The sequence below is a fragment of the Anabaena sp. WA102 genome, assembly GCF_001277295.1.
In the GTDB taxonomy this organism is placed as follows: domain Bacteria; phylum Cyanobacteriota; class Cyanobacteriia; order Cyanobacteriales; family Nostocaceae; genus Dolichospermum; species Dolichospermum heterosporum.
On record NZ_CP011456.1, the window covers coordinates 4,665,575 to 4,682,147 of the forward strand.

The 16,573-nt window shown below is 38.7% G+C and carries 13 protein-coding genes; 4 read left to right on the plus strand and 9 right to left on the minus strand.

What is annotated here, in order from left to right:
- Positions 1-106: 106 nt before the first annotated feature.
- Complete coding sequence (locus AA650_RS20480; RefSeq protein WP_053540442.1) at positions 107-1,027, minus strand: Rpn family recombination-promoting nuclease/putative transposase; 921 nt, start codon at positions 1,025-1,027, stop codon at positions 107-109.
- 1,169 nt (positions 1,028-2,196) lie between these two features.
- Here AA650_RS20480 and AA650_RS20485 point away from each other — a divergent pair.
- From AA650_RS20485 to nadB (AA650_RS20495), 3 genes are all read left to right on the plus strand, one after another.
- Entirely contained in the window at positions 2,197-2,877 is a 681-nt protein-coding gene (locus AA650_RS20485; protein ID WP_442853967.1) for a DUF3120 domain-containing protein, read from the plus strand.
- A 293-nt stretch (positions 2,878-3,170) separates the two neighbouring features.
- Entirely contained in the window at positions 3,171-3,599 is a 429-nt protein-coding gene (psbU, locus tag AA650_RS20490; RefSeq protein WP_053540443.1) for a photosystem II complex extrinsic protein PsbU, read from the plus strand.
- 207 nt (positions 3,600-3,806) lie between these two features.
- Entirely contained in the window at positions 3,807-5,483 is a 1,677-nt protein-coding gene (nadB, locus tag AA650_RS20495; protein ID WP_053540444.1) for an L-aspartate oxidase, read from the plus strand.
- Positions 5,484-5,665: 182 nt separating this feature from the next.
- Here nadB (AA650_RS20495) and AA650_RS20500 read toward each other — a convergent pair whose 3' ends face one another.
- From AA650_RS20500 to AA650_RS20525, 6 genes are all read right to left on the minus strand, one after another.
- On the minus strand, positions 5,666-8,293 hold the full coding sequence (locus tag AA650_RS20500; RefSeq protein WP_234413233.1) for a carboxypeptidase-like regulatory domain-containing protein: 2,628 nt from the start codon (positions 8,291-8,293) through the stop codon (positions 5,666-5,668).
- 104 nt (positions 8,294-8,397) lie between these two features.
- Positions 8,398-8,751 (minus strand): hypothetical protein, encoded by a 354-nt coding sequence (locus AA650_RS28250; RefSeq protein WP_053540446.1) that lies wholly within the window; start codon positions 8,749-8,751, stop codon positions 8,398-8,400.
- Positions 8,752-8,899: 148 nt separating this feature from the next.
- Entirely contained in the window at positions 8,900-9,463 is a 564-nt protein-coding gene (locus tag AA650_RS20510; RefSeq protein WP_053540447.1) for a hypothetical protein, read from the minus strand.
- Positions 9,464-9,733: 270 nt separating this feature from the next.
- Positions 9,734-10,540, minus strand: a complete 807-nt coding sequence (locus AA650_RS20515; RefSeq protein ID WP_053540448.1) for a hypothetical protein — start codon at positions 10,538-10,540, stop codon at positions 9,734-9,736.
- Between the two features lie 21 nt (positions 10,541-10,561).
- Positions 10,562-11,011 carry a hypothetical protein gene (locus AA650_RS20520; RefSeq protein ID WP_053540449.1) on the minus strand — a complete coding sequence of 150 codons (450 nt, stop codon included), beginning with the start codon at positions 11,009-11,011 and terminating at the stop codon, positions 10,562-10,564.
- 292 nt (positions 11,012-11,303) lie between these two features.
- Positions 11,304-11,879, minus strand: a complete 576-nt coding sequence (locus AA650_RS20525) for a hypothetical protein (RefSeq protein WP_053540450.1) — start codon at positions 11,877-11,879, stop codon at positions 11,304-11,306.
- A gap of 569 nt (positions 11,880-12,448) precedes the next feature.
- Between AA650_RS20525 and nadB (AA650_RS20530) the strand changes: the two genes are divergently transcribed.
- Positions 12,449-14,122, plus strand: a complete 1,674-nt coding sequence (gene nadB / locus AA650_RS20530) for an L-aspartate oxidase (protein WP_053540451.1) — start codon at positions 12,449-12,451, stop codon at positions 14,120-14,122.
- A 54-nt stretch (positions 14,123-14,176) separates the two neighbouring features.
- Here nadB (AA650_RS20530) and AA650_RS20535 read toward each other — a convergent pair whose 3' ends face one another.
- Positions 14,177-15,166 carry a vitamin K epoxide reductase family protein gene (locus tag AA650_RS20535; protein ID WP_053541362.1) on the minus strand — a complete coding sequence of 330 codons (990 nt, stop codon included), beginning with the start codon at positions 15,164-15,166 and terminating at the stop codon, positions 14,177-14,179.
- A gap of 221 nt (positions 15,167-15,387) precedes the next feature.
- The gene (btpA, locus tag AA650_RS20540) at positions 15,388-16,200 is read right to left on the minus strand and encodes a photosystem I biogenesis protein BtpA (RefSeq protein ID WP_053540452.1); all 813 of its coding nucleotides are present in this window, start codon (positions 16,198-16,200) and stop codon (positions 15,388-15,390) included.
- Between the last annotated feature and the right edge of the window lie 373 nt (positions 16,201-16,573).

Here is a 16,573-nt window from a genome sequence, read left to right on the forward strand (position 1 = left end):
GGCAAGAGGCAAGAGTGAAGAAGTTTTCAGCGATTTTACGTTTCTTTACACAGTTTGGTTTTATTGTGTTCACCTACTTAACTCTTAAATAAACCATGCACCCAAATTACTTGTTTATCTCAGATTTTAACCATATTTTCAAATCATTAATATCTGTAAAATCTAATAATGTTTCTCCTAGCCTTTCTAATTGTTCTATGTTCAAACTTTTGATATTTTGAGTATAACTATCTTCCAGCTTTCCAAACCGTTTAGATAATATCCTTAGCAATAGGTTTGTTGCTGCATCTTTTTTACCTTCCTGTCTGCCTTCCTGTCTGCCTTCCTGTCTGCCTTCCTGTCTGCCTTCCTGTCTGCCTTCCTGTCTGCCTTCCTGTATCCCTTCCTGCTTTGCTTCTTGATATACCCGTGTTTGCTTAATATCACTCACTAAAAACATTGCTTCTATCTCCTGACGGCTTAATTGTGAAAATTTGGACAATAAAACAGTCTCCAACAACTCTATAATACCTTGTTTTTCTCTGTCATTATCAATCTCCGTCTTAGTTCTTGCCATAAGGGTTTTAACTAATTCCAGTGCTTGTGCTTCCTTACTAACAATTAACTCAATTAACCCCATACCAATTGAACCCGGTGGTAATTCATCTAAATAAATTCGTTTAATTCTCCCACTATTAATCAGTTCTTGTTGATAAGCAGTCAATTCTCCCACATCTAAACTCCGTTTCGGAAATAAAGCTACGGCTTGCCAATCTTGTACAGGTTTGAATTGATTGAGATAAATGTTGATTTCGGCGATTAATTCCCAGTAAAAATCTGGTTTTTGTTGAAATTGCACTTCCACAAAATAGATGGGTTTCTTCACACTATCTGCTGTGAAAATTCCATCAAATCGAAATGCTTTTTCTTTCACTTCCACAGAAGTAAATTTATAATCTGTGGCATTTTCTGTAGGTTCTCCCAGGATTTCAAATAATAGGGTGTGGAAAGTGAGGAAGATTTGGTAGAATATCGTGTCTGTGTGCATTATTCCTGATTTTAATATTTCTTATATTACAAAAAAAAGGGAACAGGGAACAGGGAACGGGGGAAAGAGGGAATATTTTGCCATAATATTCAAAATATGGCTCATTTCTTATACATGGCAAGCTTTATGAGATTTTTTGTTCAGATTTTGCATATTATGTACTGGCGTTGCTGATTAAGGGTATGAATTTTAGTCTCACGCAAAGGCGCAATCACGCTTCGTGATCTCGAAGAGTAGACGCACTGAGGTTTGAGTTTTAAAGGTTCAATTTGGGAATTTCATACCTCAATATGGCTACGCCTATGTACTCAAGAGCCTAAAAAACTAAAGTTTCAGAGTTTAGATCTTCAGTCAAAAAAGAGATGTTTTTACAAGATGCGTAGCAGGAAAAAAACAGTATCATTATTTCAATCTCATGTTTTTAAACATGAGTTTTTTCTGTTCCCTGTTTCCTGTTCCCTGTTAAGAGTTCCCTGCCCTCACAGACAACTTTTATGGCTTACGCTACGCTATCAGCAAACCGTAAGATACAAGATAACGTCTTGGTATTTTGGCTATGAAGACAAATATGATTTTTTTATTTCCCTAGTTCTGGAATTTAAACCCCGTCTAAGTTGAAACCTATAGTTTTTCTATGGCGAAAACCCAAGTTTTCAAGATGGATGGAGTATATATGGGAAATAATTATCTTGATAAATAAAAGCCTTATATATAGGCGCACACTTCCCCTACTTTAACATAAGTATAGCAAAAACTCGGAACACTGTCAAGCCCCCTAGCTGAAATCACCAAAAATCGTTTGATTATTGATAAAATTCTCATTATTATTGAGAATAGACCCTCAATAATTGAGAAAGTCCTTTTTTACTAGAATCCTATACAAATAACTTATAATTCAATCACAAAATTCGCAATTTCTCTGATTAATCTGGTCATTTATCAATACCAAGTCACCAAAGTGATCACTTCTGAAAACTTAGCCAAGGTCATGGTCATATTCCTTTGCCGATTGAGTGCATACCTCTATAAATATCATGTATAATCAAGATGCCCCCCTGGGGGATTTTCAGTTATGATATTGTGAAATAAGTAAAGTTTAGTAACAAATATTAAAAACTTTGATTAATCATACATTCTCTGCCTACACAGCTACTAACCCCACTGTAGATATCAATCACAGCCTGAAAAATCATCATTTACCAAATTTTCTATCTTCCCGACAAAATTGGTTAATATTTTTAGCATCAGTATTCTTAGTATCAGTACCAGTGTTCATAGAAGCTCCATTGGTGCGATCTTCTCCCATTCTTAGCGTATTATTGACAGGCTTTTGGGTGTGGTTCAGTATTAAATTAATGTCACGTCCCCAAACCTACCTGTGGGGAGATTTACTCTTTGGCTTTAGCTGGACTTGGTTAACAGGAGCGATTTATTGGGGTTGGTTAAGATATGAACCAATCTGGCATATACCAATAGAAGCATTAGGATTACCTTTTGCTGTGTGGTGTTTAGCGAAAAATTGGGGTAAGGTTGGCAATTGGTTTTACCTGGGTTCTTTACTAGGAACAGTTTTAACCGATATTTATTTTTATTTGGTGGATTTAATGCCTTATTGGCGACAAATTATGAGAACAGATCCATCAGGTGCTTCACAAATCTTACAGAATGCCCTAGCACAAGTCCAAACCCCTTGGGGAGAAGGCTGGGCAGTCATTCTTGCCCTGATGCTGATGACAGTAGGAACAGTCTCTTTACTCCATAAGCAATCCCATTGGTATGCCTTTGGGGGGGCGGTTTTGAGTACAATTCTAGTAGACAGTCTCTTCTTGTTAGCAGCAGTCCTGGCGTGAAATTCCCATCAATTCAGGTAAACACCGAAAAATGGGCGCAGAGGTGCTATGAGGTCAGATTTTTGGCAAAAGTCAAATCAAACCAAATAGTCGTAAATATTATGGATATTGATACGCTGTATATTAGTTTTTGATGACTGTTGTGCAAGCTCTCAAGCTTAAACCATGAAGAAGCTAGGATCAAGTTAGAAAAGAAACTGCTCTAACACCCTTAAAATTCCGGCTTATGCCCTACAGTTCATAGCTTTTGGCTGCAAAATTTTATTATTCCTGGAAAAAAAGAGGTAAAAATCGTGAAAGGATTGGTGCGTTTATTTACTGTGTTTACATTGTTGCTAGGTTGCTGGGGAATACTGGGAACTACCCAGACAGCCCAAGCTGTTAGTTTCAATAGCTTTCTGGGAAATCAAGTTCCAGTTTTAGCGATCGCTCGTCAAAATAGAGCAGATCAGAAACTAGGAACAGAGTTTGGGAAGAAAATTGATTTGAACAATACCAATATCGCTGCTTTCCAACAATATCCAGGACTGTATCCTACATTGGCGAAAAAGATCATCGCTAATGCTCCCTACGAAAAAGTAGAAGATGTATTAAATCTACCAGGATTGAGCGATAGCCAAAAAGAACGTTTGCAAGCTAACTTGGATAATTTCACCGTGACAGAATTGGAGCCTAACTTCAACGAAGGCGACGATCGCATTAACAACGGTATCTACAGATAACTAAGGATTGGGGATTGGGGACTGGGGACTGGGGACTGGGAATTGAAAACATATTCCCAATTACCCATACCCGAAGTTTAGATTTTAAATTTTGGGCTGTAAATCCCAAAAATCATCCAAATCACAAAAATCATAGTTAGCCCTTGTTCCCTATTCCTGGCTGTAAATCCCAAAAATCATCCAAATCACAAAAATCATAGTTATACCTTGCCCGATATAAATATTCCTAACCAATTCGATGTTTTAGTAGTCGGTGCCGGTGCAGCAGGACTATATACAGCCCTATGTCTACCCACATCCTTACGAGTCGGCTTAATTACTAAAGAAACAGTCTCACTCTCTGCCAGTGATTGGGCGCAAGGTGGCATAGCCGCAGCTGTAGCCCCAGAAGATTCGCCAAAACTGCATATTGAAGACACATTAAAAGCAGGGGCTGGTTTATGTGATATCGCCGCTGTCAAATTCCTAGCCGAACAAGCCCCCAGTTGTATTCAGTCCCTGGTTGACCTGGGCGTAGCTTTTGATCGTCATGACAGTAACTTAGCTTTAACCCTAGAAGCAGCCCATTCTCGTCCTCGCGTGCTTCATGCAGCCGATACTACTGGTAGAGAAGTTACCACCACCCTCACAGATCAAGTCCTGCGTCGTGAGAATATCAAAGTCATTCAGCAAGCCTTGGCTTTGAGTTTATGGATAGAACCCCAAACCGGTCAATGTTTGGGAACTAGCCTCTTTTATCAAGGTAAAATTACCTGGATTAGAGCCGGGGCAGTGATTTTAGCTACAGGTGGTGGTGGTCAAGTATTTGCCCAAACCACTAATCCAGCGGTGAGTACAGGTGATGGTGTAGCTATTGCATGGCGGGCGGGTGCAATTCTCCGTGATTTAGAATTTGTGCAGTTTCACCCCACAGCCTTGAGTAAACCGGGGCGTTTTCTGATTAGTGAGGCTGTGCGTGGAGAAGGGGCGCATTTGGTGGATGACACCGGGCGACGTTTTGCCTTTGATTACCACCCAGCAGGGGAACTAGCACCCCGTGATGTGGTCAGTCGGGCTATTTTCAGTCATTTACAAAAAACGGCTGCTGATATGGCTACAGCGAATGTCTGGTTAGATATGCGCCCCATTCCCGCTGACAAAATTCGCCATCGTTTCCCGAATATCATTAATGTTTGTCAACATTGGGGCATTGATGTCTTTACTCAACCCATTCCTGTGTCACCTGCTGCCCATTATTGGATGGGTGGTATTCTCACAGATGTCATGAATGCCACGAATATTCCCGGTTTATACGCCATTGGAGAAACTGCCAGTACGGGAGTACATGGTGCTAATCGTTTAGCCAGTAATTCGTTGTTGGAATGTATTGTCTTTGGGGCGCAAATGGCTAATGTTGACTATGAAAAATTGCAACTGGGAAAACAGGAATCTGCTAATATTATTGAAACTGAAAGTTTGGCAGTTAACCCATCTCTAATTGAGTGGGAAAATCAACAAAGACAATTAGCAGAAATTCGCCAAAATTTACCCCGTGTAGTTTGGCAAAGTGCAGGTATTTGTCGAGAAAAATTAAGTTTAGAAAATGCCATTTCTCAAGTTGCATCTTGGCAAGAAGACTTTGCTGCTTTACCTTTAAGTCAATTATTATTGAGTTTAAAACCGACACAATCAGTTAATTTTCAACAGCCACAAATTGAAAAGGAATTACGGCTTTGGGCAGAAACTCGTAATTTATTAGATATTGCCGAATTAATTCTGAAAAGTGCTGTTTTTAGAACCGAAAGTCGGGGTGGACATTACCGTTTAGATTACCCTCAAACTGATCCTAATTGGCAAGTGCATACTCTTGTCCAAAATCAGGAATGGTGGATAGGTAATAGGTGATATTATCTCCGGTTAAACACCTTTTACCCTGATAATTGCCAAGTTTTACTGGCGACAGCACAACCCGACGCTCATGTTGGGTTTCATGCTTCAACCCAACCTACAGAAAATGGACAAGGTATTGTTAAGTAGCAAAGATTTTTTATCCTTTATAAACCAAAATTCCGCACCTCATTTTGATGTTATGGCTGTAAATTTAATTCCAAGAAAGTCTTAGAATTTGTATTAATTTCTAAAGTATTTGGTTGGGCTAGTTTACCATCAATAAGTACATTATAAGTGCTTACATTTAAATCTTCTAAATAGTAAATTCCAGCACTGTTAGTTACTGAAGTAACTCGTTTTTCTGGATGACTACGAGAAACAAATTCTACACTAACTCCTGTTATCGCTTTCCCTTCTTTATCTATCACTCTTCCCGTCACAACATAAGCTGGAATCAGAGGTATTAAAACAGTCGTATAACTTCCAGGAGAAACTTTAACTGCATAGGCTGGTTGGATAGCTTTCCAACCAAGGGGAAAACCCGCTGGATCTATATCCAAACGATAATTACCTGGTGGAAGCTCAAATAATGCCCCTTTGCTGACATTTTTTGGACGAGAGACACCTAGTTTATTCAAAGGTTGATTATTAATTAAGAATAGTGATTCTATATCTTCAGTATAAAAATCTTCTCCATGATCATGACGACCATTATTATTTTTATCCAGAAATGGTTGAAGTAAGATTCCCCCTTGAGTGCGTAACTTTTCTAATTTTGTCTCGTCACCGCTGAAATTCATACTAGGTTGTAATAACAAACTGGTAAATAAATTGAGACTTAAAGAAGAACTATTATTACTGACTGCACTATAAGTTAATCTTAATCCTAAACCAGGAACTAGAGTTGTAGAAGCAGATGTGATGATACCATGACCTTGAGAACCATTACCATAGCCAAATTCTAAGTCTAATAAACTCCTACCATCTTTACTTTTCCAAGGAGTTCGATAAATCAAATTCAGGCTGCCTAAATAGTTTTTATCATCGGTATCATATTTTAGGCTAATTGCATTGCCTGTAGAGCCAAAAAGCCGACTGCCAGAAAGATTATAGATTAATTCAGAAGAAATATTTTGGTTATATTTACGAATGCCAATCAAAAAAGGATCTAAACTAGCATTCAAAGCACCATTAATACCATTTTTATAATCATAGCTCAAACTCAAAAAAACTGGTTGTAAGTTGAAGTTAAACCCGGTTTCTAAGCGATTATTTGTTCCACTAGAATACAAATTAGAAAATAAACTAACTTTTCGGTTTAAAGCCCAAAATAAATTGGCATTATAAGATTTTTCATCACCGCCAAAACCTAAGCTAAAATTATTAGTTCTGTAGCTAATATCTGCGTTAAAACTAATTTTATTACCAGTTAATGCCCCAAGTTTAAAGGTTAGAGGAGAATTTACTGGTTGATACAATATTTCGCTGTATGGTTGAGTAGAACCATCATAAACTACCCCAGTACCTAAAGTAATTTCATTAGAAAGTCCAAAATAATAAGTAGCTCCACCTTGAAAATCACCAAGATTCCCGAAAAAGCTTTGATTTGTGCGATTTCTTTGTGTACCTGCGCTGATAACAAAAGCTGATTTTCCTTTATTGATTTGACCTTGTAAATTGCGATAATTTAGAGGAATTTCTTCTGGTTTACCACTCAAATTTCCTCCTGGATAAAGCAGAAGTTTATAATTCTGACTTTCTGCATTCCCTGTCAAAGAATTACTAGCTGTCACCACATTTTCAAAGCGGTATTTTGCTGAATTATCTACAAGTTGCTCCCCAACTATCAAATTACTATTTTGGGTAACTAATTGTACTAAAGTTCCAGGAGCAGCTTTTCCCGTTATGGTTCGTAAAACTTCATTAGTATTAAGTTTGTCTAGAGGATTAACACCTCCATAGGAAAAACTAGAATTATTTGCTGGCGTGTAGCCTAAACGTTGAATTATTGTAGTGCCAAAATACTCACCTTGATTGCGATCAAATCGTCCCCAAAAAGGTGCTTGAGTGCCGATAAGATAGTCTGTATAAGGACTAGGATGAAAATATTGCAGTTCGTTTATTTGCCAGTTGCTGCCTACATTACTATTAATTTGTTGAATTCTTGAAAATAAGCTTCCCCCAACAACACTTCCTAATGTTTTAAATTCTGAGTTGTAATTTAAATTATTATTACTAAAATTTGTTCCCTGAGTTTGACTCAAATTTGTTCGTTGAGAAATACCAGTCAAGCTCAAAAAAGGAGGATTGATTTGAGGTAAGCCTGCTAAGATGACTGGTTGTTCTTTTTCTTGGTATTGTTTATCATTAACATTTTTTGTTAACCATGATGGATTGAAAACAAGAGCATATTCTGCTATACTAAATTCAGCAGGAATATTTAAAATATTTTTAATCTGTTCTACAGAAATAGCTTGACCGATATCAGGGTCATTAACTAATAGACTTGGATCAAACTTGATGATTAAACCAACAGAACGTAATTCTAATTGACCATCATCTTTTTTGGTGACGTTGAATTTTAAGGCTTTAATGACATCAGCAAAAGGAACTAGCCAGTTGTTAAAATCAATGGCTTCTTTGCCATTCTCTAAACCCTTGACTGTGGTGGAAGGAATTACATTATTCCCACCGACATTAATTCCCAGCGGGAGAATCGTAAATTTTCCTGATAATGGTATTTTACTAGCAGCAGGAGCTTGATTAGGTTCTAAAACAGTAGAATTGTCAGTTAAATATAGATTGTTAAAGTCCTGAGCATTCACTGGTGAGTACCTGATGAAAATTGTCATCACCCCACCGATCATACTAGAGTTTGCTACAATTAAGCTTACCGATTTAAGCCCTGCACAGTTGATAGGTAGAAATTTCATCTTGATGGAATAGTCACTGGTAAACTAAAAGGTACTTTTGTAGGATTTCGAGGATCTCCCCAAAACAATTCTCCTTTAAGCTGATAATTTCCTGCTGGAATTAACGTTTTTGTTTGGTCTTTTTCAATAGTGATGGGAACATTTCTTGTTCCTTCTGCAATAATAGTAATCTTAGAAATTTGCCCTTGAAATCCTGGTTTTCCGGCTTGTTTTAATTCCCATCTACCTTGAGAACGAATAGTCACGTTTCCTTCATTTTTAACTAACAAATAGAGTTCTTTATTTTTGTAGGGTGATAAATCATTGGGACTATAGGAATCCTGTTTGATTCCTGAATGTTCAAGAATCAAATAGGAGTGCTATAGATTCTAAAAGTAACAGCTCAATAATCCGGGGTAAATCCTTCCATTTATTAGGGTAATAAAACCTGTAGCTGTTCCTTGTTTTGTTTGTGTGGAGATAACTAGGGAAGATACATTTACTTGAGCATTTGCCGGTTTATGAAGGTGCCAAGGTAATAACAACAACAGCAGTATAATTCCCATCTAACAATTCTTGTCCAGTAGTGGTTGGGTTCCAAGTAGACTTAACTGTAATGGTAATGTCACCTGCGGTACTTGGATTCCAACCAATGGCACCGAAAGTTAAACTGTTCGATGATGCTGGCAATACTGAAAATATAGCAGTATTTGCAGTATTACTGGAAAGTGTAGTAGTATGCACCCCTTGAAGAAGAGTTGCTTGGGTTGGCGCAGGAGGTCGGGTTACGGTGACATCTGCTGTTATATCAAGTTGATCTAGGTTGCAGTTAAATGAGGCTTGGTCACTTTTCTCCAGCTTTGAAACACCACCAGAGCCTGTATAGAGAGTTTTAGTGTAGGCGTTTGTAATGCTAGTGAAATTTGTAGTAACGGCACAGGATGGATCTACATTCCCACCAAAACCGACAGGGTCAGCATTAGCTTTACCGGCAAAGATAGAACTAGTGGACGCAATTACACCACCTGTTAATAAAGAAGCAATAGCAGCGGCTTTTAACACTTTCTTAAATGTTTCTTTCATTTCCTTTCCTGTTTTGTTTCATAGAACTTACAAAAAGTCTTGATTTGTTCGCATGACTACTAATATGCAATTATACATTCACCGAATATACTTATGATAATACGCCAAAAGTTACCCGATCCCTCAAAATCAAAAAGTTTTCTTTTAAAAAAATTATTTAAAAACTTAAATCAATAACTTTAAGTTATGAATCAGCCCATATTAACACCTTCATAGGAAAAACTAGAATTATTTGTTGGCGTGTAGCCTAAACGTTGAATTGTAGAAGTTTCATCTTGATGGAATAGTCACTGGTAAACTAAAAGGTACTTTTGTAGGATTTCGAGGATCTCCCCAAACCAATTCTCCTGTAAGCTGATAATTTCCTGCTGGAATTAACGTTTTTGTTTGGTCTTTTTCAATAGTGATGGGAACATTTCTTGTTCCTTCTGCAATAATAGTAATCTTAGAAATTTCCCCTTGAAATCCTAGTTGTCCGGCTTGTTTTAATTCCCATCTACCTTCAGAACGAATAGTCACGTTTCCTTCATTTTTAACTAACAAATAGAGTTCTTCCTTTTTGATATCATAGTTAGTTTCCTTGGGAATTAAACTTTCTCGAATCTCACCATGACTAACATAAACCACTGTTCCCAGTCTATTATTTACAGTCAAACCACTGGTATTTTTTGGCTTAAAAGGTTGAGAAAAAATGACGGCTCGATATTCCCCTGATTTCATACTGGGTAAGAGACGAGCTAATAATCTAACTCTACGGGTTTGTTTTGGCTCTAAAACTATTTCTGAAGGAGAAAAAATGAGATAGGGTGATAAATCATTGGGACTAGATTCTAAAACTTGGAAACCATTGGAATTATACGTAAACGGTAAAGCATATAAATTCATTTTTACTGCTTCATTTCCTCCATTTATTAGGGTAATAAAGCCTGTAGCTGTTCCTTGTTTTGTTTGTGTGAAGATAACTAGGGGAGATACATTTACTTGAGCATTTGCTGGTTTATGGAATAGTAATGATCCACAAAACCCCATACTTGTTATTGCAACAATACTTTTTTTAATAAATCTTGATTTCAGCATTATTTACTCCTTCGTAAAAATTCAAGGTGAAGTGATATTGATCATGAGTTCATAAGTATAAAAGCCAGCAAAAAATTTCTGTGGTCTTTGGATTTGAATACTTACTGCCATAGGAGTGGTACTTGAACCGGAAAAGGTATCAGTTGTACTAGAATTTTGATGAATGGTCTTACTACTACTGTTATTTGTATAGGTTAATTGTGCGGTTCTACTTGTACCAGCAGGATCTATTTTCTCAGTAGTTGCCTGTTGATTTAAAGTTGGTTCAGATAGGGTGATAGTAACATCAATATTAGAAACAGTATTATCAACTACAAAACTACACTGGGCAGGTTGTGTAGTAGCAAGATTATATTGATTGGTTAATGTTAAGCTACCTTGAGTAGGGCAGGTTAGACTTAATTGTGCTAATACTTGAGTAGGATTGAGAATAGTTATAATCGTTAAAGCTACTAAAATTAGTTTTTTCATGGATCTTTTTTCTAGTCATTTACGACAGCAAGCAGCACGATTATAGGACTTAAGCAATAAAGTGATTAAATTTAAGCCAAGAATAATCACCTACCCGATAGGGTAAGTGATGAGGTGAATACTATTTATACTCAACAGGGCTTAATTATTTGACTCTGCGGGCAGGAGTTTAGCATTGCTAAACTCCTACAAATCTAGGTTTTTCGTGATTTTACAAAAGTCTATGTCCCAACCGTTTTGAGTATAAGCTAAAAAATCAAAGAGCGGTAAAATTAGGGAGTTTTTGCCTGTACTAGTTAGGTGTGACGGTAACAATAGCAACAGCAGTATAAGTCCCATCTAACAATTCTTGTCCACCAGTGGCTGGGTTCCAAGTAGACCTAACTGTAATCCCAATGTTACCTTGGGCGTTTGTTTTCCAATTTGTGGGAGCTACAGTAGTAGAACCAGTTCCAGTTGCATTAGCATTTGCAGGATCACTGGAAAGTGTAGTAGTATGCACCCCTGCAAGAGAAGTTGCGTTGCTTGGCGCAGTAGGTGGGGTTGCGGTTACAACTGCTGATACGTTAACTGTATCACTGTTGCAGTTAAATGAGGCCGTGTCACTTGTCTCCAGCTTCTGAACACCACCAGTGCCAGAGCCTGCATAGCCAGTTGCAGTGTAGGCGTTGGATGTACTGCTAGTGAAACCAGTAGCAACGGCACAGGATGGATCTATAGTCCCAGTAAAACCAGTAGTAGACTCAGCTGTGGTAGTGGCAGCATTAGCTTTATCAGCAAAGATAGAAACGGTGGAAGCAATTACACTACCCGTTAATAAAGAAGCAATAGCAGCGGCTTTTAACACTTTCTTAGATGTTTCTTTCATTTTCTTTCCTATTTCGTTCAATTAGTGGTCTTGATTAGTTCGAGTTAGCATTGCTATGCAATGGTGCTATGCAATGGTGCTATGCAATGGTAAATTTACTCAACATAAGTATGTTACCACGCTAAAAGTTACGCTATCCATCAACATCAAAAAGATTCATTTTAAAAAAACTTATTTAAAAACTTAAATCAATAACTTTACTTTATAAATAAGCCCAGTCAAAAACTAAATTCTCAGAAATCCTTAGCTGCTTATACTGAGAGAGCTTTTTTACAACTTGTCCGACTTTTCAAACACCCTCTGAGCCTGAGAAAAACCAAAATGTGTAAGAGGATGTTTGAAAAGTGGTATTCCGTAATTTTCATCACATTGCTACCCCCCTTTCCCCTTGTAAAGGGGGGAAACAATAAAAATCCAGTTCCCTCCCCTTGACAAGGGGAGGGTTAGGGTGGGGTAAAAAATATTTGATACATCAACCATAACTTTTCAAACACCCTCTAAGTTGAGATCTTAAATTTTGGGCTGTAAATCCCAAAAATCATCCAAATCACAAAAATCATAGTTATCCCTTGCCTGATATAAATATTCCTAACCAATTTGATGTTTTAGTAGTCGGTGCCGGTGCAGCAGGACTATATACAGCCCTATGTCTACCCGCATCCTTACGAGTCGGCTTAATTACTAAAGAAACAGTTTCCCTATCCGCCAGTGATTGGGCGCAAGGTGGCATAGCCGCAGCCGTAGCCCCAGAAGATTCGCCACAACTGCATATTGAAGACACATTAAAAGCAGGTGCTGGTTTATGCGACATCGCCGCTGTCAAATTCCTCGCCGAACAAGCCCCCAGTTGTATTCAATCCCTGGTTAACTTAGGCGTAGCCTTTGATCGTCATGACAGTAACTTAGCTTTAACCCTAGAAGCAGCCCATTCTCGTCCTCGCGTGCTTCATGCAGCCGACACCACCGGCAGGGAAGTTACCACCACCCTTACAGATCAAGTCCTACGTCGTCAAAATATCAAAGTAATTCAGCAAGCTTTAGCTCTGAGTTTATGGATAGAACCCCAAACCGGTCAATGTTTGGGAACTAGCCTATTTTATCAAGGGAAAATTACCTGGATTAGAGCCGGGGCTGTGATTTTAGCTACAGGTGGCGGTGGTCAAGTATTTGCCCAAACTACTAACCCAGCGGTAAGTACAGGTGATGGTGTGGCCATTGCTTGGCGGGCAGGGGCAATTCTCCGTGATTTAGAATTTGTCCAATTTCATCCCACAGCCCTCAGCAAACCAGGACGTTTTCTCATTAGTGAAGCTGTGCGTGGAGAAGGGGCGCATTTGGTGGATGACACCGGGCGACGTTTTGCCTTTGATTACCACCCAGCAGGGGAACTAGCACCCCGTGATGTGGTCAGTCGAGCGATTTTCAGTCATTTACAAAAAACGGCTGCTGATATGGCTACAGCCAATGTTTGGTTAGATATGCGTCCCATTCCCGCCGACAAAATTCGCCACCGTTTCCCGAATATCATTAATGTTTGTCAACATTGGGGCATTGATGTCTTTACTCAACCCATTCCTGTGTCTCCCGCTGCCCATTATTGGATGGGTGGTGTGAGTACAGATGTGATTAATTCCACCAATATTCCCGGTTTATATGCCATTGGGGAAACTGCCAGTACGGGAGTACATGGTGCTAATCGCCTAGCCAGTAATTCGTTATTGGAATGTATTGTTTTTGGGGCGCAAATGGCTAATGTTGACTATGAAAAATTGCAACTGGGAAAACAGGAATCTACTAATATTATTGAAACTGAAAGTTTGGAAATTAACCCATCTTTAATCGAGTGGGAAAATCAACAAAGACAACTGGCAGAAATTCGGAAAAACTTACCCCGTGTAGTTTGGCAAAGTGCAGGTATTTGTCGAGAACAATCAAGTTTAGAAACTGCCATTTCTCAAGTTGCATCTTGGCAAGAAGACTTTACTAATTTACCTTTAAGTCAATTATTATTGAGTTTAAAACCAACACAATCAGTTAATTTTCAACAACCACAAATTGAAAAGGAATTGCGGCTTTGGGCGGAAACTCGTAATTTATTAGATGTGGCGGAATTAATTCTCAAAAGTGCTGTTTTTAGAACCGAAAGCCGGGGTGGACATTACCGTTTAGATTATCCCGAAACTGATCCTAATTGGCAAGTGCATACTCTTGTCCAAAATCAGCAATGGGTAATGGGTAAATAACAACAGAACTAGATCCCCGACTTCTTAGAGAAGTCGGGGATCTTATGAACAACTTTAACGAAAATATTTAAAGTTTTTCGGACCTGTGTAACCAGTTATTTTTCCTAGTTCCTCTAAAGTCTGGACTCCGCTATAACTTTTACCATTAATAATCCAAGTCGGGAAACCTTCGATTTTTGCAGCTTTACATAATTCTGGTTTACCATTGGGACTATCGCCAGCGCACTCTACCTTAGAATTATCATTAATGATTTGATAAGCCTCTTTACCAAAAAGTAGCTTTTGTTCGTGACAGTGTGGACACCAATAGGCTACATATTCCTTAGCACCAGATTTGACAAGATGTTGGGCTAGGGCTATTTCGGCTGCACCAGATTTAGTGGTAATTTCCCAGCCAAATTGAGGATTTGGTTGTTCTTTAGGAGTAAAGGTAATTGCTGTTGGTTTGCCATCAGTTGATTCAGTAATGTTACCTGATGGATTTACTTGAGAATAAACTCCTAAAGTCCCAATTAGCGTCACCATTGCCACAATCACAGCCGTAAATAAAAGTTGTCCGATGTCTTCCCAATCTCTACCCATGACGGTTAACACTAACATAGTTAATGCAAACAAGGCAGATGCAATACAGTACAGACAAACAGCTTGGAGTTGAAATGCCAGGACATACATTAAGTATCCACTGAAAACTGACATAGCGATCGCTCCCACAAACAGCAACCACCAAGTCAAATTTTCTAGTTGTTTCTGACTTTTGTGATTTTCCCCTGCGTTCAATGCTAAGGGAGCTAAAGCCAATATCAACATCCCCATGTATGCCAATAAACCAAATACAGGTAATGGTTGACCTAAAACCGTAGCCCAAGGACTAGAAAGGACATCCACACAACCTTTAACATTTTCTGGGGTAGTACAAACCGGAGTGCTACCGGTCAGCTTTTCATAGGTGAGATAACCTGTATTTAGGATACCAAAACCAGCAATAGTTGCGATCGCCGGACGCGACCATTTATGAATCCAAGGAGTAGAACGACGACGAATCATAATATTGGTAATGGGTAATGGGTAATTGGTAATTGGTAATTGGGGAATAGAATCTAAAGATCCTCCTCTCCTAATCATCTAAATCAAGAAAATCAAAAGAATCATAGTTTAGACAATTTCTAATCAAGAAAATCAAAAGAATCATAGTTTAGACAATTTCTAATCAAGAAAATCAAAAGAATCATAGTTTAGACAATTTCTAATCAAGAGAATCAAAAGAATCATAGTTTAGACAATAGAGGTCTGCGGGCAGCTTCTACAAATTGGCTGACGCGAATCGGATCTATTGGTTGCTGAATTTGACCATGACGTTTCAGAGAACTAGAAACAATCACCCCATCTGCGGCTTGTAACAAAGTCCCCACATTTTCCCAACTTGCACCACTACCAATAAACACAGGAGTACCAGCAGCCGCATTACTAGCCAGTTCCAAATCCTCTTGGTCAGGAGGACTACCAGTAGCCCAACCAGATAAAATTACCGCATCAGCCAAACCTCTTTCAATGGTATCTTTAACAGCAACCGTCAGATTAGGAGAACTCAAAGGACGGGCGTGTTTTACCAAAACATCAGCAAAAATTTTCACATCAGATCCTAATTCCCGACGATATCGTAATAATTGATGAGCGTCCCCTTCAATTAAACCTTGATCCGTTGCCATCACACCCGTAAGAACATTAATTCTGACAAATTGGGCATTAACGCAACTAGCAATAGCGATCGCACTTCTACCATCATTGCGTAACACATTTAATCCCAAAGGCACAGTAACTAAATTCTGGATGCGTTGCACAACCACAGTCATAGCGCTCACAACTGCGGGGTCAACTTGATTTTTCGTAAATGGGGCATCAAAAAAATTCTCAACGATAATCCCATCTACACCTCCACTGGCAAGGGCTGTGGCTTCTTGTTCGGCGCGGTCAATCACTGCTTTGAGACTACCTCCCCAACGGGCTGAAGTCGGAAGAGGGAGCAGATGTACTACGCCAATAATTGGCGTTCGGGTTTTAAATAACTGATATAAGTCCACGTCTTTAATTTACTTGTCACAGTCTGGAGTTCTTGTCTATCCCCACTCTCCAGACGAGGGGGTAACAAAATGGCATCAATAACTAGACAGGAAGAATCACACAAAAAAAATGCAGATTCTCTAGGCATTACAGCCTTCCGCCTTTTATACTAATAATATAAGTTGCTTTAGGGAACAGAAAACAGGAAATGGATGATTAGGAATGGGTAATTAGTAATTTTTCCCATCTCCCGGACCCTGATCCCACCTTTTTCATGGTCAAATTATTGCCTCCTCCTGAAGATATAAATTAACTTTCAACCTTCCATAAGATATGTTAAGATAGAATCTGATGACAAGAGGAGTTTGCCACTCACAAGATGCAAGGCAGCTT